The organism is Halalkalicoccus tibetensis, assembly GCF_037996645.1.
GTDB lineage: Archaea > Halobacteriota > Halobacteria > Halobacteriales > Halalkalicoccaceae > Halalkalicoccus > Halalkalicoccus tibetensis.
Genome location: NZ_JBBMXV010000003.1, coordinates 588,602 through 611,432, shown reverse-complemented (window position 1 = coordinate 611,432; position 22,831 = coordinate 588,602). Strand labels below are relative to the sequence as shown.

Annotated in this window: 16 protein-coding genes and 2 pseudogenes; 10 read left to right on the top strand and 8 right to left on the bottom strand. The window is 51.9% G+C overall.

Going from position 1 to position 22,831, the window contains the following annotated elements; all coding sequences use genetic code 11:
• Positions 1-45 precede the first annotated feature (45 nt).
• The 3 genes from uppS to WOA58_RS11525 form a co-directional block, all read right to left on the bottom strand.
• Positions 46-987, bottom strand: coding sequence for a polyprenyl diphosphate synthase (gene uppS, locus WOA58_RS11535; RefSeq protein WP_340604358.1), 942 nt, complete (start codon positions 985-987; stop codon positions 46-48).
• Positions 988-1,459: 472 nt separating this feature from the next.
• Entirely contained in the window at positions 1,460-4,558 is a 3,099-nt protein-coding gene (locus tag WOA58_RS11530) for an ABC transporter permease (protein WP_340604357.1), read from the bottom strand.
• Positions 4,559-4,710: 152 nt separating this feature from the next.
• The gene (locus WOA58_RS11525; RefSeq protein ID WP_340604356.1) at positions 4,711-5,439 is read right to left on the bottom strand and encodes an ABC transporter ATP-binding protein; all 729 of its coding nucleotides are present in this window, start codon (positions 5,437-5,439) and stop codon (positions 4,711-4,713) included.
• Between the two features lie 298 nt (positions 5,440-5,737).
• Between WOA58_RS11525 and WOA58_RS11520 the strand changes: the two genes are divergently transcribed.
• The 3 genes from WOA58_RS11520 to WOA58_RS11510 all read left to right on the top strand — a co-directional run bounded on the left by WOA58_RS11520 (position 5,738) and on the right by WOA58_RS11510 (position 9,234).
• A complete protein-coding gene (locus tag WOA58_RS11520) occupies positions 5,738-6,346 on the top strand; it encodes a DUF6517 family protein (RefSeq protein ID WP_340604355.1) in 609 nt (202 codons plus the stop codon).
• Positions 6,347-6,705: 359 nt separating this feature from the next.
• Positions 6,706-7,917 (top strand): Cdc6/Cdc18 family protein, encoded by a 1,212-nt coding sequence (locus WOA58_RS11515; protein ID WP_340604354.1) that lies wholly within the window; start codon positions 6,706-6,708, stop codon positions 7,915-7,917.
• 957 nt (positions 7,918-8,874) lie between these two features.
• Positions 8,875-9,234 carry a hypothetical protein gene (locus WOA58_RS11510; RefSeq protein ID WP_340604353.1) on the top strand — a complete coding sequence of 120 codons (360 nt, stop codon included), beginning with the start codon at positions 8,875-8,877 and terminating at the stop codon, positions 9,232-9,234.
• Positions 9,235-10,979: 1,745 nt separating this feature from the next.
• Here WOA58_RS11510 and WOA58_RS11505 read toward each other — a convergent pair.
• Positions 10,980-12,254 carry a beta propeller repeat protein gene (locus WOA58_RS11505; protein ID WP_340604352.1) on the bottom strand — a complete coding sequence of 425 codons (1,275 nt, stop codon included), beginning with the start codon at positions 12,252-12,254 and terminating at the stop codon, positions 10,980-10,982.
• A gap of 548 nt (positions 12,255-12,802) precedes the next feature.
• Between WOA58_RS11505 and WOA58_RS11500 the strand changes: the two genes are divergently transcribed.
• Positions 12,803-13,165, top strand: coding sequence for a PadR family transcriptional regulator (locus WOA58_RS11500; RefSeq protein ID WP_340604351.1), 363 nt, complete (start codon positions 12,803-12,805; stop codon positions 13,163-13,165).
• Positions 13,166-13,944: 779 nt separating this feature from the next.
• Here the strand turns inward: WOA58_RS11500 and WOA58_RS11495 are convergent.
• Positions 13,945-14,196 carry a helix-turn-helix transcriptional regulator gene (locus WOA58_RS11495; protein WP_340604350.1) on the bottom strand — a complete coding sequence of 84 codons (252 nt, stop codon included), beginning with the start codon at positions 14,194-14,196 and terminating at the stop codon, positions 13,945-13,947.
• Between the two features lie 144 nt (positions 14,197-14,340).
• On the opposite strand from WOA58_RS11495, the gene WOA58_RS11490 reads away from it, so the two are divergent.
• From WOA58_RS11490 to WOA58_RS11475, 4 genes are all read left to right on the top strand, one after another.
• Positions 14,341-15,519, top strand: coding sequence for a M14 family zinc carboxypeptidase (locus tag WOA58_RS11490; protein WP_340604349.1), 1,179 nt, complete (start codon positions 14,341-14,343; stop codon positions 15,517-15,519).
• Between the two features lie 198 nt (positions 15,520-15,717).
• Complete coding sequence (locus WOA58_RS11485) at positions 15,718-16,005, top strand: hypothetical protein (protein ID WP_340604348.1); 288 nt, start codon at positions 15,718-15,720, stop codon at positions 16,003-16,005.
• A 389-nt stretch (positions 16,006-16,394) separates the two neighbouring features.
• Positions 16,395-17,720: a polysaccharide deacetylase family protein gene (locus tag WOA58_RS11480; protein WP_340604347.1), complete on the top strand. Its 1,326-nt coding sequence runs from the start codon at positions 16,395-16,397 to the stop codon at positions 17,718-17,720.
• A gap of 766 nt (positions 17,721-18,486) precedes the next feature.
• A complete protein-coding gene (locus tag WOA58_RS11475; RefSeq protein WP_340604346.1) occupies positions 18,487-18,996 on the top strand; it encodes a hypothetical protein in 510 nt (169 codons plus the stop codon).
• A 356-nt stretch (positions 18,997-19,352) separates the two neighbouring features.
• On the opposite strand, the gene aglF is transcribed toward WOA58_RS11475, so the two are convergent.
• On the bottom strand, positions 19,353-20,090 hold the full coding sequence (aglF, locus tag WOA58_RS11470; protein ID WP_340604345.1) for a UTP--glucose-1-phosphate uridylyltransferase AglF: 738 nt from the start codon (positions 20,088-20,090) through the stop codon (positions 19,353-19,355).
• A 72-nt stretch (positions 20,091-20,162) separates the two neighbouring features.
• On the opposite strand from aglF, the pseudogene WOA58_RS19075 reads away from it, so the two are divergent.
• Positions 20,163-20,249: pseudogene (locus tag WOA58_RS19075) on the top strand (winged helix-turn-helix domain-containing protein); the annotation flags it as partial.
• 30 nt (positions 20,250-20,279) lie between these two features.
• On the opposite strand, the pseudogene WOA58_RS11465 reads toward WOA58_RS19075, so the two are convergent.
• Positions 20,280-21,085: pseudogene (locus WOA58_RS11465) on the bottom strand (RNA-guided endonuclease InsQ/TnpB family protein); the annotation flags it as partial.
• A 559-nt stretch (positions 21,086-21,644) separates the two neighbouring features.
• Here WOA58_RS11465 and WOA58_RS11460 point away from each other — a divergent pair.
• Positions 21,645-22,256: a hypothetical protein gene (locus tag WOA58_RS11460; protein WP_340604344.1), complete on the top strand. Its 612-nt coding sequence runs from the start codon at positions 21,645-21,647 to the stop codon at positions 22,254-22,256.
• Between the two features lie 11 nt (positions 22,257-22,267).
• On the opposite strand, the gene WOA58_RS11455 is transcribed toward WOA58_RS11460, so the two are convergent.
• Complete coding sequence (locus WOA58_RS11455) at positions 22,268-22,483, bottom strand: hypothetical protein (protein WP_340604343.1); 216 nt, start codon at positions 22,481-22,483, stop codon at positions 22,268-22,270.
• Positions 22,484-22,831: the final 348 nt, after the last annotated feature.

The following is a 22,831-nucleotide window of genomic DNA, read 5'->3' as shown; positions in this document are numbered from 1 at the left end:
TTGATCCAAATTCAGCTCGAGAGCTATGCCTAGCTCCAGAGACCGTTAGTCTGTTGAGCTGTGGCTTTCGGAATTAGTCGATGTGAAGGCTAATTCGTTATCCTCTGTTCGTACATCAGCCGGTATAGTTTCATAGAAATCTTCGACAATAGCTCTCGCATCTGGAAGGTTTGTCTCATTGAAAGAACGTAGTAGCGTGAGTGCGCGTCTACTACGAGCTCGTTGCCAGGATGCTTCGCGGTTCTCATAGGTTCTGATCGCACGGAGAAAGTCGACTTTACGAAACTCTGGCCAGTATGGTGTACAGAAGTAAACTGCAGCTTCATTGCCGTTTGCCTGCCACGGAAGAAAGTTCGATGTACGTTTGTCACCGCCTGGACGCAGTATGAGATCCACATCCGAGGAAGAGCCCTTGTATAGAGAGCGCTCGACAGTGGAGACATTAATATCATCCGGCGCAAGTTCACCTTCGTCTACTTTATGCGCGATCGTCTGAGCAGCACTCAAAAGCTCTGTGCGACCACCGTAAGCAACCGCAATATTGAGAACGAACTCGTCGTAATCTTCAGTACGGGATTCAGCGTAATCAATCGCGTCTTGGACCCGATCGGGAAGCTGATCGATCTCCCCAACAGCTTGAATCGCAACCTCGTTTTCGTGAACGCGCTCGTTGTCAGCAAACTCTCTGCATTTTTCACAAATAAGATCGAAAAGTGCTTCAACTTGATCCGATGGTCTATTGAAATTCTCGACTGAAAATGTATAAAGTGTGAGCTCTTCGACACCGATCTCTTGACACCACTTCAAGATCTGTTCAGTAGTTTCAGCACCAGCATGATGGCCTTCTGTAGCACTATCGTCATTCTGCCGTGCGTATCGCCGATTACCATCCTGAATAACTGCAATGTGGGTTGGTGTGCTACTGACTTCACGTTTAAGCACCTCTTCATAGACTGAGTAAGCGCGTTGTCTAAACCAGTCCCGCATTGTAGTCTAACAAGAGAGACCAAGCATATAATTTTTATTTTTATTCCATGATATGAATTACGGATATTCTACGTCTGTCCAACAGCCGGAACCAAGCGTCGGCGTCATGAGGAACGGTCCTCCGTATGTTGGATCACAACTGCAACCGCAAAGGGGTGCACTTCGTCGTGACCGATCCGAAAAGGACAACCAAATGAGTGTCCTGCGGGTGGGTTCGAGGCAGACAGGGATCTCAACCCCATGTACCATATCCTTGCTCGTGGTCTCACGATAGCAGGAGTGCTACACTCCGATTCAATATCATCCGAGAGGGTGAGGCTCTTTCATGATCACGAAAGACACTTCGCGCCTTTCGAACGACTTGCGGAGATTGCGCCCCCTGTGGGGACCAATCCGGTCCCTGCAAAGTGCGTCATCAAGACAGGAAGCCCCGTTCGCAACGAGTCCGTAAGGTCGAACAGGGTGGGGTAGTTCACAGTTGCTCGTCCGACAGAGTATCATTGTTGGATTTTCGAGAATCCTTCTCATCCGGTGTGCCGTGCCATACAGCTGTCGGTGATGAGCGCAGTGCCGGAAGGACCGCGAGTACAGCACTACAGACAGCAATAGCCACCGCTCCAAGAAGAGTCAGGAGGACGAGCACGGGAGATAAATCAGTTGTTAACTGAATTCCAAAGACGCTCAACAGACCTACGGCACGCAGAAGAAAGAGCGTGAGAAGTGCGCCAATTGCAGCAAGAAGAACAGCCGGAATTGCCAATTTGCAGGCATCAAGAACGATAATGCGTAGCACTCGGATCGGACGTGCGCCCGTCGATCGGTGGATCGCGATCGCCTTTCGGCGAGCGTGAACCGCCTGTGCGAACACCGCTGTTGTACTCCCAACTGTCATCAATCCTGCGAGGATGATCATCGTTCCGAACAGAACCTGCATATTGCCGAGTGTCTGGTCGATGAGCTGTCCCATAGCTGCTCCGGACTGATACTGTGCGTCACCGGCGATCGACTCAAGGTCGAAGTCACCATCCAGCACTTCGTAGGTCTCAGTTGCGATCGGCTCCTCGTCCGCGGTCATTTCGATCTGGTACTCACCAGGTGGGATCTCTTGTTTGGCGTCTCCGTCACCGACAGTACGATCCGTACTCATAGATTCGCCTGGAGCGAGCGTTACAGTTTCTGTTTGTTCGTCTGCCGGAGAGTTGACCTGTATTTCCTGTGTTTGCCCCTCCATCCAGTGATTCATCAGCGTCACTGTCGTCTCGGGGGCAGTACTCGGGGTTCCAGTCTGGGGTGTTATCTCGAGATCAGCTCCGAACAGACGTTGCTGGCCGTCGATAACCTCTATTTCGTGGCTTACACTATCCTGGTCGGCCTGTGTCGCGCTGAGCTCGTACTCACCTTCGGTCTCGGGGAGTTCGATCTGAGCGATGCCATCGTCATTAGTCGTTGCTTGGACCCCATCGAGGGAGACAGTCGCATCCGAAACAGGGTCGTCGTCCGGTGTCGTCACCGGGACGAGAAGAGTCTCACCAGGGGGTGCTTCGGCGGGAAGTGTCTCAGGGAACACAAGGGTATCTGGTGCGAGAACAGTGATATTCTGTGAATGATCGCCAACAGCTACCGTCTGAGATCCTGTCGAGTCGAACGTATGGTTGATCTCGATCTGGGCCTCTTTATTGGGTTCGAGTGTTACCTCGCGTTCGACAGTCTGGTCACCGGCCTCGATCTCAAGAGTTTCTGTGACGGCGGCCGATTCATCATTGCGCAGATAGACTGAGATCGGTACGGATTCGTCGCTGGCAGCGGTTTCTGGGGCACGCACCTCCTGGACCATCTCCGCATCAGTTGTATCTTCAGAGCCGTCTCTGGTGTCAAATACGGTGTCTATAATCCCCGTAGATTCATCCGGACTACCGAGTGCGGCGTCAGCATCCCCTGCAGTCCGAATAACATGCACTGTTCCCGTATCAAGTGCGAGTTCATGGCCAGTTTCAAGTGGGACGATGAGTTGATCGTCGGCCATACTGTCGGTTTCATAGACGCCGACGATCGTCACTTGAGAGACACCAGGACGGTCGCTCCCGCCAAGCATCCGTGTCTCACCGATGCTTACGTCCTGGGTTTCTGCAAGACTACTCCCGATGACTGCTTCGTCCGGTGCAGCCGGCTCATGACCGTCGATAAGCTCGGCATCAGTCACAGCAGCAAAGTCGGAATAATTCGCTCCTCGAGCGAGATATGACTCACCATCATTCACTTGCCCAATCATGAGCTCCGGACTAGCATCGATTCCCTCTGCACGGAATGCGTCAGCAGTCTCTATATCGAGACGACTATCAATCGGATGTGAGGCATCTGCAGACGTTACTGTCCCAGTCTCGGTGGTATCCAGCGGTGCTGCTGCAGCGCCGATTCCACCGATCAAGAGGACGAGAAGGATGAATACGGTGAGTGTAGCCCCCGTCGGAATGAGCGTTCGCCAGTCTAAGAGGGTCGGTGACAGCGACGACGGGACACATGTTGTGAGCTGATGGACAAGAGAAGAGGTTTGGCGCTGTCCGGACAAGCCCTGGAGTGCGGTAGGTGCAACGGTCACCGCGGGCCGGGCTGCAAGTACACCGGCAAGAGCGCCCACAACCACGAGCACAGTGAGCATTGGGATGAGAACACGAAGGATTGGCCAGGTTAGTCGCGGCTCTAATGTAACTGACAGCCCCGCCCAGCTTGCAAGGGCGACTACGAGTGGCGGAGTAATACTCCCAATAAGGAATCCTCCAAAGACACCGACGAGTGCAAGAAGTGTAGACCGGATTCCAAAGAGCGAGAGAACGCTGAGTGGTGTCCCACCAGTCGAACGGATAATCGCAAGCGTCTCAAGACGCTCCCAGACGCTGATACGAGTTACACTATAGAGAACGACCATGATAACAACCGCCCCAGCGCCGGTCGCGACCGCCAGTACTTGGAGGACTTCACTCATGCCGGTGAGCAAAAACGCGTGTGCGGACACGAGTGGGACACCGGTATCGAATTGCTCGAGGTTGAAGATCGTTGGTTCCTCGTCGGTGATTTCACCACTGGTTTCAATAGCAATCGCTTCTGTCGGTCCAAGAGTTTCGACCGTTGAACTCTCAGCTGTATACCACCATGATGGGAAGAGCGTGTCCTCATCGTGGGGCGTTACTGTGGCCGTTATCTCTCCTTGTTGACCCGCAAACTGAACGGTTTGGTCCTCGGAGCTGGGACCGGAGAGGGTTTGGGACTCGCCGGGAGGCGGAATAGTCGCTTCATTCGGACCAGTCGATGCATCATCCAGTTCGCGTGGCGCATCTGCTGGAATACCGATTACAGTGTGTTCTGTGCCCGATTCATCGTCGACGATTGCGACCGGGAAGACGATCGCGCCGTCACCAGTGGCGTTTTCAGCGTCAGCCACTGAATCATGGTAAGTTGCGGTCGTGGAGGTCGATACATCGCCGGTGATCGCTGCGAACTGCGTCCCTACAGTCAGAAGTAGCAGCGTCGTCCCGACGAGAAACGCAGTGCTGACTGCGATGATGGCTACCGTCAACCAATCTCGACGCGACCAGTCTCGAATCAGCGTGTGCTGATATCCCATTTAGAGTGACCCTCGACACGGTTGCCGTTTTATAACTCGATAGGAGCGGTGTTCGTCCCAGCATGAGCAACGATAAAAGCGAGTACAGGGCTCGAATAGGGACATTACTGAAGAGTAAGTGGATGTTCAGGTTCGGCCGACGATCGCTCGGCTGGAACATCATCGCTAACCGGCGGTTGCTCGTTTAGTTCACCGTCATTGAGGAGGAGAACCCGATCGAACCGCCGGGCGAGATCACGGTCATGACTGATCACGACGAGTGCCATCTCCATCTGGTCTCGCAGACCGAAAAGGAGATCAAGAACCTGGGTCGCCGTTCGCGGGTCGAGCTGGCCGGTCGGTTCGTCAGCAAAGATGATATCTGGTTTATTTGCCAGTGCTCGTGCAATGGCAACGCGCTGTTTCTCGCCGCCACTGAGTGTTGCTGGATACTGGTCGGCCAGATCAGTGATCGCGAGTGCTTCAAAAAGCGTATCGAGCCACGCTTCGTCACGTTCTCCCCGGTGTTCTTGGGGAACGGCTGCGTTCTCGCGTGCAGTTAGATCATCAATAAGACGAAAGTCCTGGAAAACAAACCCCACTGTCTCTCGTCGGATCCGTGCTCGTGTGCGTTCCGAGCTTTCGCTGACGTCGATGTCGTCAATAATAAGCGTCCCTGCTGACGGCGGGTTGAGCAACCCCAACACGTTGAAGAGGGTTGTCTTTCCTGACCCGCTGAGTCCTTGAATCAACGTACTACTGTTCCGACTGATCGTAACTGACACCCCATCTAGGATAGTTTGGTCCCCACGGCGAATGAAGAGGTCATCAGCCTGCAATAGATTCTGCGTCACTAGTAACGAGTACTGATCTATAAAATATAACTCTTTTTCTTACTATATTTACTAGACTGAGGAGTGACAAGTACCCAGCAGATACGAGGTCCGTTGAAGGTTCCGGAAAATTCAGTGAGCCGTTTATAATATCGAGGAGAGACAGCCACTGAGGTGACAAACATCAGTCGCGACCTTCGTATTAAAAATCTGTTATAACTAGATAAAAATAATAGGATATAAGGAGAGTATATGTTAGATGAACCGGAGGCAGTTTATCCAAGTCATTCCGATCACAACAGTCGGATCAGCCGGTTGTATGGAGCTTGATACCGAGGACGATTCCGACACTGAACCGGAATCCAGCAGGGAAAACGTCATTTCAGCCGAACCCACCCCCATTGCTATCGATGGCGCTACACTCGAAGAAACGGACTACGAGAAGACACGGGATATCATATTTGAACTAACACAAACAATATCGATGAAGGATGAGTCATATATAATTGAGGCGTCGAATCATCTCATTGAGTGCGTTCGGACTATCGACCGTATAGATGGCGAACAGCCAGTAGCGGCATTTACCGCCGTTGGGACACCTGAAATCGAGACTGTCTCTCAGAAAGTCGATTTTGCTGAACGGGTGACGAACGAGGTCATAGAGAATAGTCTTCAGATTGGATATGAGACTATCGAAATCGAGGACCAGGCGAGCACAACTCATTCAGTCGTTCCATTCGAGAACGAAGTGACAGTATACCAGTATCCGGGGGTGGCTGAGGCAAGTGATTACAAAGTCGATGTGCATCTCCACGTTGCAAGGGCTGTTCGAGAGACAGATTATATTACACTGGTTGGACTCTACCCGTACTTCCTCGGTGACGACGAGCAGGATCGTATTTTCGACCTAATGGAAGCCATCGAATAGGAGGTGACACGCCTACACCGACCGATCTGAAAAGCAGGCATTCGTTGAAGTGTATCTCACTCTCACCCGTGGTATCTGAGACGAGTATCGAACGGCATACGATCGAGGACGCATCCAGTTGGCAGCGACGGTCACTCATTGACAGATACGTGTATCTCTCTATAGTTATGACGACACAATAAAGTAGGTAACAGGGAGGGCCCAGACTAGAGTGGTCTCCCTGCTCGTTGGGGCCGATTCGATGAATAGGACCAACTCGAGGACTGACTGTATCTTTTATGCTGCCTGCGCTAACATACAGACATGTAGTTCCGCTGGGCGCAGAGAAAACAAACCCCCCTCCCTTCCCTACCAGTACAATGAGTAAGTACGACGACCTCTTCGACGAAACGGCACCGACTGACAGCGTCTTCGCCCAGAAGGACGTGCTTGATCCGCTGGCCGAAGCCGACGAAATCATCGCTCGTGAGAATCAAGAGCGTACTCTCGCGACGATTCTCAACGGCGTTCACGAAGGATATCTACCGCCGACCGTTTCGATCCATGGGCCACCCGGGACGGGTAAGACTATGACTACACGGCGAATCACCAGCGAGTTCGCTGCCCGGACTGATCTCCTGGCCGTCGAGTACGTCAATCTCAAGGACTGCCGATCGATCTTTAGTGCGGCTAATGAGATCCATTTTGCACTCACCGGTGAGAAACGTGGGGCCTATGAGGGACTTGACGGCGTCTTCGAGGGGATCTGGACGGAGCTGGCTGACTATCCCGAGTGGACTGTACTCCTTCTCGATGAGATCGACCACGTTCAACACGATACCAACTACGATCCCAACGAGTTCTTCTATCGGCTGTTGCGTGGGGAAGGCAAGCTTGTCCGAGATATTCACCTCTCATGTTGGCTGCTCAGTAACGAGCTGGTGACGGTCGATCTCCGACTCGACAGCCGCGTCGAGAGCGTCCTGGGCGATGAGGAGCTGTTCTTCCCGCCCTATGGGCGCGATACGTTGAGAGCTATTCTGGAGCCCCGCATCGAGCGAGCGTTTTGCGACGGAGCAGTGCCCGAGGACTCCTTCGAGCATGGCGTTCGGAAGGCGGCCTTTCATTGGGGTGACGCACGGCGAGCGCTTCGGCTTTTCCGACGGGCAGGGGAAATGGCCAATGATCGTGGGCTCGATCAGGTGACGATTGACTGTCTCGACGCGAATATCGAGGAAACGGAGCGGGAAGCGACCATCGAGAAGCTGCTCTCATTGCCCCCGAAGCATTTCACTGTACTCGTGGGTGTCACTGATTGGAAACAGACCCAAACAGGAGAGATCGTCCAACCTGTCACGGCTGCTAAGATTCAAGAAGACGGTACACTCACCCAACTCGATCTCGGAGATCGGGCGATACGCACTGTCATCACAGAGCTCGAAACCATGGGTCTCGTTGAGACATGGATCGACTCAAAGGGAGATGAGGGCCGTGTGAAGCAGATTCAGACCACCTTCGATCCACAATGGGTCCGCGAGGCAGCCGACCCGTATCTCGAAGCGTCGGATACCCTTTCATCGGGCGGGGATTGAGAGCGGTTCCAGTGGTGTACTGGGGGAGTACCCTGGTATCGAAAAGATACCTATACGGGTAGGGTCAATTGTATACAATTCCATCCGTACAAGACGCCGTAGGTGGTCCTACGAGCGAGTTCGAAGGCAGTAGTGTGGCTGCTTTTTGTCAGTGGTAGTTGTAGCAGTGGCAGGGCTGTAGTACTGTGCTGTCCAACTCCCAGAAGGGCGACGGACGGTGGCGTAGCGATAGTCTCTTGAAATCGCTTGCTATCTATTACTGCCCCGTATTAATTCGGTGGCGTATGCAGCCGCCACTCGTTCACCTACAAAGGGGCGACTGTTGCTCGGACACTGAGTATCGCACCGCTTTTCGGGCGTGAAACGTGTTCGAAAGGGATGAGGGCTTAGGCCGCCTCTGACATCACCTGTGCCCCCCATGGATGAGCTCTGTAGCCCCTGACAGGGCTACTATCCCTTTGTGGATGGAACTGTATAGTACATTGGTTGTATCGTTGCATTGAGATTTTAGTCAGTAGAACACCGCAGTCGGAGAGGGTGTGGTCGGGATTACGGTGATCTCAACGCAGTTCTCTCCGCTGCGGCGATCACTACCCCGAGTGAGTCACCTGTGTCCACTCTCCATTGTCTTTGAGATCGGATGCCGATAGACCATGGACGGTGCCACTGTTCAGGATGAAGCCGCCTCAGCTATGGAACGTAGAATAGCTCCACAAGACCTTCAACGCCGTTTCTTCGTGTCGGACATCAGTCGCTCCACAGAGAGGTTGAATTGATGGATTGTCGGGCGCCTCGTTGACAGGATGTATCATTGGCGATCAACCCAAACGATGCTAACTCGTACTGAGTCCGGCCTGTCGAGCATCTCTCAATGATTCAAACGTTCCGTGGAGGCTCTCTCGGGCGCTCTGTCATCATCGCTCCGCTTGAAGGAGCCTCCACCGACAGTTCCTCGCCGTGAGCGCCTGGCAGAACGTTGTCGACGATCTCGCTGAAAAGGTCAGCAGCTCGAGAAAGATCGAATTCTCCCATCTCACCCCATGGCAGATCTGGCCATTCGACAGCTTAGCTGTATCGCTCGGCGAGAAGCCACGGGAACTGTTCGGAAACAGTTTGTCGAAACATCAAATTAGAACTGGGCCGGACAGCCATCGTCAAGATGGAGACAGCTCAAGAGGGGCGTATGAAACGAGGGGTCTGTCAGTCGATCCATCCGACTTCGAAGAGCTGGGGGTCCACCTCGGCACCGATATGGAGTATCTCAACCTCAAGGTTACAGGGAGACATAATCTACCTAGTTGGGATAACGGAGGGTAGTGCTACGATGTGAAACGCGCTGCGTTCGTTATGATGGACGATTTATGCCGTGTAGGGTTAACATCTCATCAGGTATCCTTCGCGTATAAAGGCAAAGCCCCTAATTGTGAACTGATCGATAGCATATGGATAGCAAGGTAGGGGGAACCAATTTTACAAAGTGGTCAGAGGATGAGCAACGGATCTCTACCAGTAGCTTGTATCGCTCATAGAGGATCCCAGTCCGCCAGTGAACCATTCTCTTGGAGATCGTAAGCGGAGACGGATATCCAACTAGCCATTCGAGGACCACCAGAGAAAACCCGTGGCAGGATCGTAAGCCACGGGAGCTCATCCACTTCATCGCTAGGGGAGGAATCCGGATTCTGTCAGAGGCATCTCAAATTGTCCCCCTCGGACGCTTCACAGCGTCCAATCAATAATGGGAGTCTATAATGATAGTGCTAGGGGTTGTATTCACAACCCATCTAAATATATCCGTGACAGTTGTGCTGGCAGTAATATTGTATCTAGTACCTGTCTTGTGATTTTTGGCTCAGAGAGAGGTCAATCGAAGCGTTCCTTTCAGAAACCCATATCCTATTTGTGGTTTTACTCTACTCTCAATATCCCATGTTCTGTGCACACCAGGTTTCCGCAGAAACCTATCCAAGGCGGATAGGTTGAACAACAGCACTAACCATGGCGATCAGGGGTGGGGGAAGATCGCCAATGGTTGAGAGTATCTTACATGACTTAGCTTATTGGCTTGCATGATACGGGTACGTGCTTGGTTCAGACCGTATGACTTGACCATCAACAGGAGAACACGGAAGTCGCCCAGGGGTTGCTGGGCGACCCTGACAGCACTGACGAGTTACCACGTCCGCCACGCTATACTATGAGGACAGGTAACTTAGCTCATGGGGTAACCTGCCCCGGCCTTAAGGGCAGGTCCCTAATTGACGGGCTCAACAACCATGCTGATGAAGCTGGCGAGTTTAGGGGGGGCCTCGCCAATCTATGCTACTGGTGCGCATGGCATAGGCTTTCTGGCCGATTCGAGCAGTTACATATGTCTCGCGAGCTTGGGTAGTTGACTGGCGACAGAGCGGTGGGACGCCGCCCTCCGAAAGCGGTTGGAGCAGTGTTTCGGACTAGGAGTGGAGTTCCGTCGCCATCCTGTACCCATATTCACGTGTCTGCTAACGGGTTCAATTAGATGCCATTCGAGTGCGAAGTGTATTTCTAACTAAGGAATGGTATATTTAATGACTGTTTTCTTTGGCTTTAGTGTGATGAACGAATCGAGCGAGTCGGAGGGGTTTTAGATGTGAAATCACCCCTGCAGCGAGTGCTGGTCGGACATTGTCCGCAAGCGATCCCTCCTCATTCTGTAGACAGACTAATCTGGATTCGGGGTCGTATTTGATAGACCCACATCTCTCTAAGGCCGGCACATCCCGCTCACGAATCGTTTTCCTCACGGCCGGAGACTGAGTCCCGACCTGTGATCCGACATATTCACTGATTTCAGTGAGTCCGGCGGGGTAGGTACACATACTGAGATATCGAAGGATGTGCCAGCGATACCGATTCGCTTCGTTTGGGACATGTTCGGAGACAATTCTCGCATATTCGGAGTCGCTACGAGGCATACTATACTACAGCATTAGATCGAAATAATATAATCTTTCCTATTATATTTAGTAAATTCATTCCCGTAATATCTCGTGAACTCCCGCTTCTTTAGGTACGAGAGGATCTCATTCCCAGAACGTCGGTACTGTGGCATCGATCTGATAGCCATCCCCCTGATTGCTGTCCGAAACGAGCGTTCTGAGATCGCCGTCCATCGAGAGTGGACCCATGATGTTCGTCAGTAGAATCTCTCGGGTTTCGGTTCGATGAAGTTCGTACCACTCATCGCCGTCAACACTTGCAAGCACGACCGAATCCTCGGCGGTGTCGTGCATCGGAGAATAACCGAAGGGTATGATACAGAGCTCCCGACCGTCGTCCTCACGAATATGCCACCGACGACGTGCGTACATCTCCATCGTATCGTCGTCAGGATCGGTCTGGATCTGGACGTGAACCCGTTCGAAATCGCTTGCCTGCTCGGGTTCATCGTTTGCACTCTCGCGTTCCCATCGCATGATGCCTTCTGGAGTGCCGTCGGTTCCCAGTACCACACAGTCTTCGAAGGCGGCGACCTGTGTCACCATCGTGATCGCTCCCTGTTCATCGATCTCCTCCCAGGACTCTCCGTGATCGTCACTCCAGAAGAGTTGGGAGTTGCCGTGGTCGCCGTGAGCCACCCAGATTCGCTCAGCATACGGATCGTATTCGACGTCATGAACGTGATGGTTCGCTGCGTCAGTCGTGTTGAGCGACACGTCAAGCACCTTCTCGAAGCTCTCGCCTCCATCGGTCGAAAGGATCACCTCATCGGGATGGAGATCTGCCTCGTAATCCGATCGCCCATAACAGGAGATGACGATCACGTCGTCATGAACAGCGTGACCCATGCTGTTTGAGACCCGACCATACTCGAACTGGAAGAGTTCTTTATGGTCATTGAGATCGTCGGTCAGTCGATAGACTCGTCCGCCGGTTTTGTCTCGGCCACCGACAGCGACGATGATGGTGCCGCTGTCAGGGACGATAACCGTCTCGACTCGTCCTTCCTCGCGGTCGTCAAAGGAGTACAGAACGTCAGTCGTTTCCCACCAGTCATCGCTGACGATCACGTCGAGTCCGTTCCGGCCGTACATTCGTTCGTTCTGGTCGATCCATACTGGCTGCCCGTTTTCGCGCTCGTCGTGGATATCGAGGTCGTAGTGATAGAACGGTTCTCCATCACCACCTTCCGGTTCCGGCTCAGGCTCCTGTTCTTCTGGTTCCGTACTGCTAGATTCGTCGCTCTCATCATCTGAGTTATCAGTTGGTTCTGTGTCTTGAATACCTATACATCCCGCAAGCATGGCGCCTGAGCCGATCGTTGCTGCCGATGCCGCAATGAACCGTCTACGTTCCATATACCAAACATGTAACTCTGTAGTAATAGTCATTATGGCTATAATTAAACTTCGCCGACTATATTTGAGTGAGGGGAGAGGCCACGGGTGGGTAGTGAGTAGAGATCTCTCACGTCTTATCAGATATCATCTATAGATCGCCTACGCAGTGTCTCTACTGCTAGGGATACCTCGCTCTGCGTAGCAAAGAACAGCGAGATCAGCAGCCAATGTCGACGGCAGAGATCCACAGGCGTTGAACAAGAGTTCACTGGCGAATTCGAGATGAGCAACTGGGTTCTCTGAGGGGCACTGATCGATCTTGGAACGATGAAACTGGACGAGAAGTAGGTCGAATCGCCTGATCATGAGGTATATAAATATAATCATATTTCTATTTTTATTTACTGAAAACTCAATACAAATCCACTAGCAAATAGCCTTACTGAAGGCAAAACTGGTGTACGTCACTTCGAGGTAATAATCACTATAGTATCTACATCGGATTTTTCTTTTCAGAATGCAAAAGAAAGTATTATCTGGTTGGCTGTGCTGTCATAATTCACACCATGTCAGAGGCACAATCGTCTCGTAAAACCGATAATCCGACCGTACATGACTTAACTGCATTCCAGCAAAGCATCCTCGTGATTCTCAGCGAGGAACCCGAATACGGGCTCGCCATCAAGAACGATTTAGAGGAATACTACGGGAATGCCATCAATCATGGACGTCTCTATCCGAACTTAGATGACCTTGTCGAGCAGGGACTCATCACAAAAAGTGAACGCGATAAGCGAACAAACGAGTATAGCCTGACTGAGGAAGGATACAATCACCTTCTCGGCCAACTGGATTGGACTTTTTCAAAAGTCGTGAACAGCAATGGGCGCGCCGATGATATTAACCACTTACTCGAAAAGGCTGCTTAGTCTCTCTCAATGACATTCTTCCCGCCGTGAACGCCGGGTTTCCTCCTGCTGGAGGTCTCGCCTACGTTCATGAATAAGCCCCCTTTCAACTCACTGAAGTCGGGTAGGTAGGGCAATTGATTCCCGACTGTACGTCACTTTCTCCAATAGATCGCCCGGACTCTCTTTCTGCACGGCTGATTGCGGTCCATCATTCAATTGTATGCAATTGGAATTACTCAAGACGGGGACGATACGGCGTTGGAGATCGGATCAGCATGATTAGACGTCATTCAGAGTTGAGGATCCTGGTCGTGTATAGAGTCACCACGTTCTGGGATCGCTGCAATAAACGAACACGGGATCTCATTTGAGAGCTCTCTTGAAGTGGATATGATTGGTGGCATAGTCAAAGAACTCGACCAATCCCAGAATCCGTATATTAATGACGGTTGAATAAGTAAGGTGGTTACTCATGGAAGAGTGCCTGGAGTGTGGCAAATCGTTTCTAACAATCAGAGCTCTGAATGGTCACTTGGCGGTCTGCCCAGAGAATCCGGATCGAGTCGTTCCCACTGGTTGGGCCCCGTCTACTCACGGTCGCTGGGGGAGCGATCCACAATATAATAGTGAGAAAGCCACCAGTTCATCTGGTGACAATTGAACTCGACCCACAAACAACCTAACTGATACACACTACCACTGCAATTCAGTTATACAAACGGCTTAGAATCCTTCTCTAGCAAGAAAGGTCCGCTACGTGATCAAGAAAGGGGTTCAGCGTGTAGATACTTGTTTTCCTATTTCCGGCGCATAGAGAGTTCCTGTTTTCCATTATCAGTGAGCAGATACACGTTCGTTCGCTTATCCATCGCTTCTTTTTTGATCAATCTCTGATCAACGAGTATGTCAAGATTAGGATAGAGCCGGCCATGGTACACTGCTGTCTCATAGTATTCTTCAAGATGGCTTTTTATTGCTAATCCGGATGGATCGTCCAGTCCCGCGATAACACAGAGAAGGTCTCGCTGAAAGCCGGTCAGATCTTCCATAGGAGAGGTATTCATCTGGAAAGTATTTAATATAGTAACTCAGTTGATAACCGTTCCAAGACTGTAGTGACGTCTCCTGCCCGCAAAGGTGAGGAGTTGCGCCCACTTATACCGTAACCTCCATTCCAGTATTCAGTTCCCTGTATGACTGGAACAGATATGACATTCAGTAATGTATACGATGCTGAGAAAATATTATATTATTTCTTCTATTTTTGTGTGTTAATGGAACGGAGAACGTTACTCAAAATGGTCGGTGTGGCTGCAGGAGCTACAGCTCTTGGAACCCCTGCAGCTGAAGGTGGAGAAAGGGATTTGGAGGAAGAGGAACCTGAGCCAGACCAACGCGATGATCTTGGAACCGAGCTTGCTGGCATCGGTGCAAACGATCTATTGACGAACGAAGAGCTTGGCGAACTGCTCCGGAGAGTTGAAGCAAGCGAAAACAGTGTCTCCCTCGAAGTAATTGGCGAATCGAACGAAGGACGCGATATATATGCGGCGACGGTTGGTACTGGGGAGACGAGTATCTTCGCTATCAGTGAACAGCATGGTCATGAACCATTCACTGCCGAGGGTTGTGTTGCTGCGCTTGACTATCTCGCCTCATCGGATCACAGCGACGTTAAGGAAATTATCGACAATGTTTCGCTCTCGATCGTTCCTCGTGTTAATCCAGACGGGTTTGCCAAGCGCCAGCGGGTGAATCACGATCCGGACGTTCCCGAGGAGAATCCTGATGTGGGATTACACACGCGTGAGGGGGGCTGGGATCCAAATCGGTATCACTGGTATGACTGGAAAGAAAGCACACTCTATCAGAGTCATCCTGATGAGTATCCGGAGAATCCGGTTTCGGAGCTGCGTGTTCTGCTTGATTATATACGTGAGGTCGACCCAGAGCTCGTCATTGATTACCACCGTCAAGGCCCTCACGTCGATTCAAACGGCGATTTGATTGACGTCTCGCTTGCATGGCCCCAGCATCCGGACGTCTCAAGCGATGCACAGGCCCTCTCTCAGCAACTTGCGGGGTTATTCTACCAGGAAATTCCCGAAGCGATCCAAAGTAACATTACTGAGTTTACGCCCGCCGGTGAGTATGCGGGAACCGCGACTAACGCCCATGCCCTTGCAGATCGTGGAAGCATCCTATATGAGATATGCACAGCTACACGCGGTGGGATTGGCTATCGCATTCAGTTAGTTGCAGAATCGCTGTTGATTGCTGCGAAGGCAACAGCGGATGGATCTCTGTACGATGTTGATCCTACTACTGTCGAACAGATCCCTGAAGAATGGGGTACAACGTTGAACCTTTAACCACTAACCTGACAATAAACGGTCGCTCTACCAAATTCATCTCGTTATTGTGGGCAGTAGTAGCCGCAATAGGAAGATCACTCCTCTGTCGGACGGATATCAGACACCGTATCTTCTTCATCCGTTCTGATTAGTTAGGAAATTGATAGTAATACATCTACGACGCTTACAACAGCTTGAGAGAAATAATCAGAACTCATGAACACTAATTCACATGAAGAGGACAATCCCAAATCCGAGTTCGATCAAGCAGTTATCGCGCATTTGCAAGCGACCAATCCACATATCGCAGCGTGGGTTACGGATACGCTTCTCGAGGACCATACTCTGACAACCATCCTCGAGATAGAGGAATCTGCTATCGATCCTGCTGATGACAATGCTGTCGAGCTGACTGCTACTGCAATCGAGATGTGGGTACTAGAGACTGGTGTTGTATCTCCGATGGCTTTGAGGGAGAGTAGTGAATCGGAAAACGGTCCTTGAGATGCTCCATTGGAATCGTCATATAGAACAAAAGCTCAACCAGACGCTCGTTGTTGATGGGAAGGGTCGTACTCTATAGGAGTAAGTCGGTAAGGCAGACGTTCTTGGATGATCTGTCTTGTCCGCTTTGAGATACTGCGGCCCAATCTAGTTGGTTCCTTGTCGTCTTCGATTAGTAATATCCAAACGTATAGTGACAACACAGATATAAGATAACCGTCTATCGATATTCCGTTTAAATATAATTCGCACAGCTGTCTCGGCCAAATGAGGATAGATCGTAGGAACTCCATCCATCTAGTAAGCTGCGCAGACAACCTCGAGAATCGTTCCCGGTGGTTAGAGTCAGAGTAATTATCAGTGTGAAAAATATATCACTACGTTGTAATATGGATGAAGACTGGTCGACGACAAAACGAGCGTTTCTTGCGGCGACTGGTGCAGCGGTTATCCCAGGCTGTCTAGGAGATCCCATTTCGCAGACGAGTGATCAGTCAGACCAACATCAGGAGGATGATACTGAAAGTGACTCTCTTGCTGATCCAGAGCCATCCTCTGAAGGGGAAACGGAGAGTCCCACACTGACTATTGATGGCGACTCTCGTGAAAACGCATGGGATACTGGCCACCAATGGCAAGCGGGGACATCAATTGATGAGTGGGAAGTACTCTCAGGGTCAATTGACCTTTCGACAGAGCGTTTGTACCGGAATTACAAGTCCATTCGGTTAACCGCTACAGGTAACGACGGGGTGGCGGTCCGAATCCCACTTGAGGGGTATGATCTGACACAAACGTCATTTTCACTCGCCATGTATGTCGACACACCCGGAAACCACTACACGCCGTCGTTTGATGTTAATGCACCAGAATGTGAGCAGATGCTCCATTACCGAACTCGGCACAAAATCGATGAGCCTGGTTGGATCCGTTATGATCTAGGTGTCAGTCATGTTTCTGATCTCGAATCAACCACGGAATCGTATATGACGATCTCCTGGGAGGGTAGTGATGTCGACTGGTATATCAGCGATTTTCGAACGATTCCTGTTACTCACACTCCATGCTTGTTTGTTCAGTTTGATGACTCACTTCGGTCAACGTACGATACTGCGTTTCCGATCATGCGCCAGTACGATATTCCTGCGACTGTCTATACGATCACTGGTCGGATCGGCAACACAGACAGTCTCACCCTTGATCAGATGACTGAGATGCAGGATGTCGGGTGGGAGTTTGCGAGTCACACTCATACCCATCGACGGACGGGTGAACTTCCTTTAGAAGAACAGCGGGCAGAGCTCAGAGAGTCGAAACAATGGTTGCTTGATCACGGTTTTGAACAGGCTGCCTCGATGCTTGCTTACCCCTTTGGGTCTTTCACTACTGAGACGATGGATATCGCCGTTGATTACTATGATTTCGCAACTCACGGCCAGCGCGGCGCAATGAACCGGCAGTACAGTTCTTCACTATCGGCAAATCGCCATCCTGGTGATAACGCTGAACGATCAATGGACCTGATTGATTTATTGCTCGATGATAAGATACCGACTGACACCCTAGTGCTTTACTATCATGATGTAGTTGAGGATCACGATGTCTGGATCAATCCTACGGATTTTGAGAAGACAATGGCATATATCGATGAGGTGGACGTCGATTGCGCAGTGACAAGTGAACTCTGTGACGATCAAGGTGGGAGCCGTTGGTGAGAGCTACCCACCGAAGGGAACAATAGTGTCTCAACTACCGCCCTCTATTCCACCAGTTTATTTGATATTTTCTTCGATACGAACCTATTATCAAAAATCTATATCTTGCTCTGATAGCGACACCCCCTTCTGCAACCATCATTAGACTTGTATCCGTCGTCTGGGTATAGCTTCCTCTATCATGCAGTAAGATTTATACTATTAGAAATGCTAACTTTATCGTACATGTACAATATAAGATATGACGACTGTGGTGATTGTGGAACTAGATCAACAAGCACTAATCAAGTATATCTACCGAGTAACAACCGATCTGAATGGGTGTTTTTCTGTTCCAATCCACGCTGCACTGAAGACTGGACTGTTCCTGTGCGGAGTGTATAAGTTAAGTATCTGTCATCGTCGAATCATCGGCTTGACTCTCCTGCAGATTCCTTGCTGCTGCGATGCACAGATCGCTGTCGATAAGAGATCAACTGCGAGTGGTTCGTATCCTCAGATATGAAACCGAGACGCCGTATCGTCAAAGTCCGCGACTCCCTGTCCAGTGTCGTCTCATTCAGCAAGCACTAGAACTGTACGATGGCGTCGTGAACCCCGACTGACATACTACGGATAGATCGAGAAGACTGAAGTCCCTGCTGGCGGGTGGCTACAACGTCCCCGCTATGCACTGGAGACGGGACGAGAGTAAGTAATGGACAGAAACGACATTAACAGACGACAGATCTTGAGTACAGCCGGCCTTGGCATCGTTGGACTCGGTATGGGTGGCCGCGCGACAGCAGACCACGACGACCCAAACCAGGAGTACATCGAATCGATCGAGCACCAGCTACGCCTCCGGGACGACAACGATCCGAATATGGACGAGGACGGCGTTCGATCGGTGCTCCAAGAGAACCAAGGTCGGTTCGACGGGCAGCTGATCGGCTTTGCGGCGAACGACTTCGGCCAGCCACGCGTGTTCCTTCCCGATGGTATTTCGGATCAGAACACAGCCCTCCAGGCCATCGTCGACGCAATCCACGAGGAGAAATGGCGCGCGCGCAACTCCGCACTCCGGGACGTCCGCGACCAGACGTTTAGCGATGTTCAAGGCGTCCATCAGTGTCTCTGTGCCGTCCTCCAGGACGACGGGAGCGCCGATTATGACATCGACTACCCGTCGAACGCCTCGTATAACTTCACGACGATCCGTGAGGTCATTGGGCTGGTCGACTGGATGGCTAACGCCGACGAGCAGTGGCTCGACGGGAACCGGCTCACGTACTGAGGCGAGATATCCGATCAGAAATCGAACAGCGCAAATCGATCCTGCCTAGATGAGTCAGCGGTGCTCGCAGTATGGGATGACGCTTCGCGAGAACCAACCATCGTAAGCGGAGTTCTGTGACCAGAAGTGCGGCTACGAGGTGAACACGGATCACAATGCGGTCGTCGGATTACATCTGCCGAGCAGCAAAGTCGCGTAGTGACTTTGTGACGCGAAGAATATCGGGTTCAAGATGCTCCGTGGAGAGCCAAAAGTCTCCGCACGGAGGGCAACACGTCACCTTGTCCTGAAGTTGGGGCGGTGAACGGGAACGGCGAGCCGAAACTGGAATCCACCGTCAATCTCCCCCCTTTCCCTTAGTCCGCTGTGGCTTCCGCTCCCAGCTCGTCCTGTAGACGGTGTTCGGCCTCGTCACGGTCTTCCGGGTAACCGACGTCGATCCGCCAGCCATCGAGCCCAATCGCATCGATTGTCCGGCCTGACTGAATGAGGAGGTCGATCGCCTCGCTGATCTCGTACTCCCCTCGATCCGAGGGTTGAACGAGGTGACAAGCATGGAATATCTCCGGACTGAACGTGTAGAAGCCGGTCATGACGAGATTTGTCGGCGGATCGTCGGGCTTCTCAACCACCCCTATGACCTCGCCATAATCGTTGGTATTGCAGACACCGTACCGAGAGGCTTCCTCCCACGGCACTTCCTCGACGAGGAAGGCAGCATCGGTGCGTTCTTCCTGCTGTCGGCGAACGATATCCTCCAGGTTCGATTGAAAGACGTTATCTCCCAGCATCAGCATGAAGTCGTCGTCGATGTGCTCCTCGACTGTTAACAGCGCATGGGCGAGTCCCAACTGTTCGCGCTGATGGGTGTAGGTGATCGGGATCCCTTCGTAACTGTCGCCGAAGTGGTCAATGATGTGTTCTTTCATGTGACCGACGACGACGACGAACTCTTCAGCACCTAGATCAGCGAGCTGGTCGAAACAATGCGCGACGAGCGGCTGTCCATCGACCTCAACCATCGCTTTCGGTTTGTCCTCGGTGAGTGGCTGCAGACGAGTTCCTTTTCCAGCAGCTAGTACAACGGCTTTCATACTCTTACTTTTCCCTATTTTGTTAAATATGTTTTGGTTTCATTCATGGTGTATAGAGAGTTGGAAGGCACCACTGCATGGAAGACGACACGCCAGAACCTCGCAGTCGCGCGGGCGGCCCTCGCCTATGACGAGGCGAGCGAGCAGCTCACAGAATGACCAACGATCGCTCCAGTGAGCTACCCCATCCTACTCGCTCACGGCCGACGCTGTTCGCTCCTTGAGGACGGGGTTTCCTGTTTCGATAACACGCTGTGCAGGAACCGAATCAGTTCCCGTAGGGAGCGCGGTCTCCGCAGGCATTAAATCGGGGTGAACCACCCCTACTTCGATGAGTCCGCGTGAATGGATGTTGTACGCCGCGTTGAGGTCTCGGTCCAACTCGAACCCGCACGAGAGACACGAGTGCTCGCGCACCCACAGCGGTTTGTCGGCCGAGATACCGCAGTTGGAACATTCCTTGATCGTCCCTCGCGAATCGACCGCGACGAAGTGCGTTCCTTCGCGTTCGCACTTATACTCCGACATTCGGAGGTACGTTTCCCATGCCACTCCGGCGCGGTTGCGGCTGTTCGACGGAAGTTCCATCAATCCATTTGCATCGAGGTCCTTGACGGCTACGAGGTCGTATTCCCGAGCGTAGTACGCCGAGAGCTTGTGCAGGAAGTCCCGACGCTTTCGCTTCAGATCGGCATGGCGTTGCGCGACAACGCATTGTTATTTGCGGTAGTTCACTGATCCGTGATCTTTCCGCGAGAGTTTCCGTTGCTCTCACTCTAACCGCTCGCGTTCCTCTGAGAGATCGGGACCTCTGATGGCAGTTCCGTCGCTGTCGTGGGCGTACTTCAGGATACCCACGTTGATCCCGACACACTTCTCGGGATTCTCGGGTTCGGTGGCGCATCGTTCTCGGTTTCGCTCCTCAGAATGGCGAACTACTTGCCGGTCGGTTCTTGCTTCACGATCACTTCCTTGATTGTGGTTCCTGCTGGAACACGTGTTACTCATTGTGCAGCTGCAACAATTGTATACAATTGGATAGAGTGAGATGGTATTGTCAGAGACACATCTCTCCCAAGATAATTATCTCTCTGTTTTTCGATAAGGCTTCGGCTCGTAACAGGGACGGTGGGTGCTTCTGACGACACCGTGGCCGCATGACCCATTCACGGCCAGTTCATTTGATCTTTTGTACGGAAAACGAATGTTAATATGAAGGATATTCATCCGTTCTATGAACGCACTGGGCTCACAAAGGGGATCAAGCGCCTCAGGGCCAGTTAACCGCCACAAACTGAGGGGTCGATCTGGATAACAAAGTTGGCAAGGAGTTGAAGGGCAGCAAGGCTGGCGAAACCATCGGCAGCATATTCACGTTCTGCTCCCGTCCTATGCCCCGCCCGAGACATCAACAGGTAGTGCACTCTACGCACTCTTGATTGCTGCTGCTACATTCCCGGCTACGATCCGGATAGATATGTATATTGAATTAATATAATAATTGGCAGTTAGTTGATAAGGTCTGGTAGTGATAGAGTAAGTGGGACCAAGCCCATGCAATGGAAAATCAATCGACGACGATTCGTTGAAGCCGCAGGTGCAGCAAGCGTCTTCGCATTCGCGGGATGTACTGATGAGAACGGAGGAGAAGATTCCGACGAGGGAGGGGAGGATCCTGCCGAAGATGACATGGAAGAGGATCCGGCAGCTGACGAGACGGACGAAGACGAGATGGAAGAGGACCTTTCCAATGACGACGAAGAAACTCCTCCTGAGGAGGATGGAACCGGTACCAATGAGGATGACGCTAATGAGGGTGATAGTGACGAAGACGAGGACAACATCGACGAGGAGGATGGTGGAGACAATGGTGATGAAGACGAGGATGACACTGATGAAGACAACGCTAATGAGGATACTGGAGGCGGTGCTGACGGAAATGAGGATGACACCGATGAAGACGATGCTAATGAGGACGAGATCGACGAAGAGGATATTGAAGGGATTGACGAGGACGACATCGATGAAGAGGATATTGAGGAGATCGACGAGGACGACATTGATGAAGAGGATATTGAGGGGATTGACGAAGACGACATCGATGAAGAGGATATTGAGGGGATCGACGATACCCTGCGCGGATATCATCTGAGATGGGTCAACTAGCTCTGTGTTCTTCAGCGATCCCCCATTTGAGCCAAGCGGCGACAGCCGAACGCGGAAACCGATGTTTCGACGCCGCGATCCCTCAGGGTCGTCAAATCGATCGGCTCCATCTCACCTTCCCCGATCCCGCGTACCGACCACGACAGCCCGGATCGTCTCGATTCCGGCCGCCCCTGGTGCCACCAGATGCCGAGCACGACGAGCGTGAGTGCGAGTTCGGATACCATCATCGGCGTCGGTTCCAGCGAGAGGAAGTGTCCGAGGATCGTTCGCCCCTATTTGTCGTATGGTGATAGGGGTAATAACGGCCAGATGAGGAACGTGGTGTAGACGAGCTCGCCGCGAACCAGGCCGGCAGGACGTCGATGACGGTGTGCGAGAGGGCGCCGAGCACGAACGCATCACTCCACGTCGTATCGCGATATCGGACGACGAGCGCGTAGACGAGCATCGAGAGCGGGACGAAAAGGAACAGGGAATGACCGAGTGAGCGCCCGAGGGTGTGAAGGTCACGGCAGGCTATGAGGCGACAAAACTACGCTGAACTGAACACACCACGAATCGCTGTAGGGGAT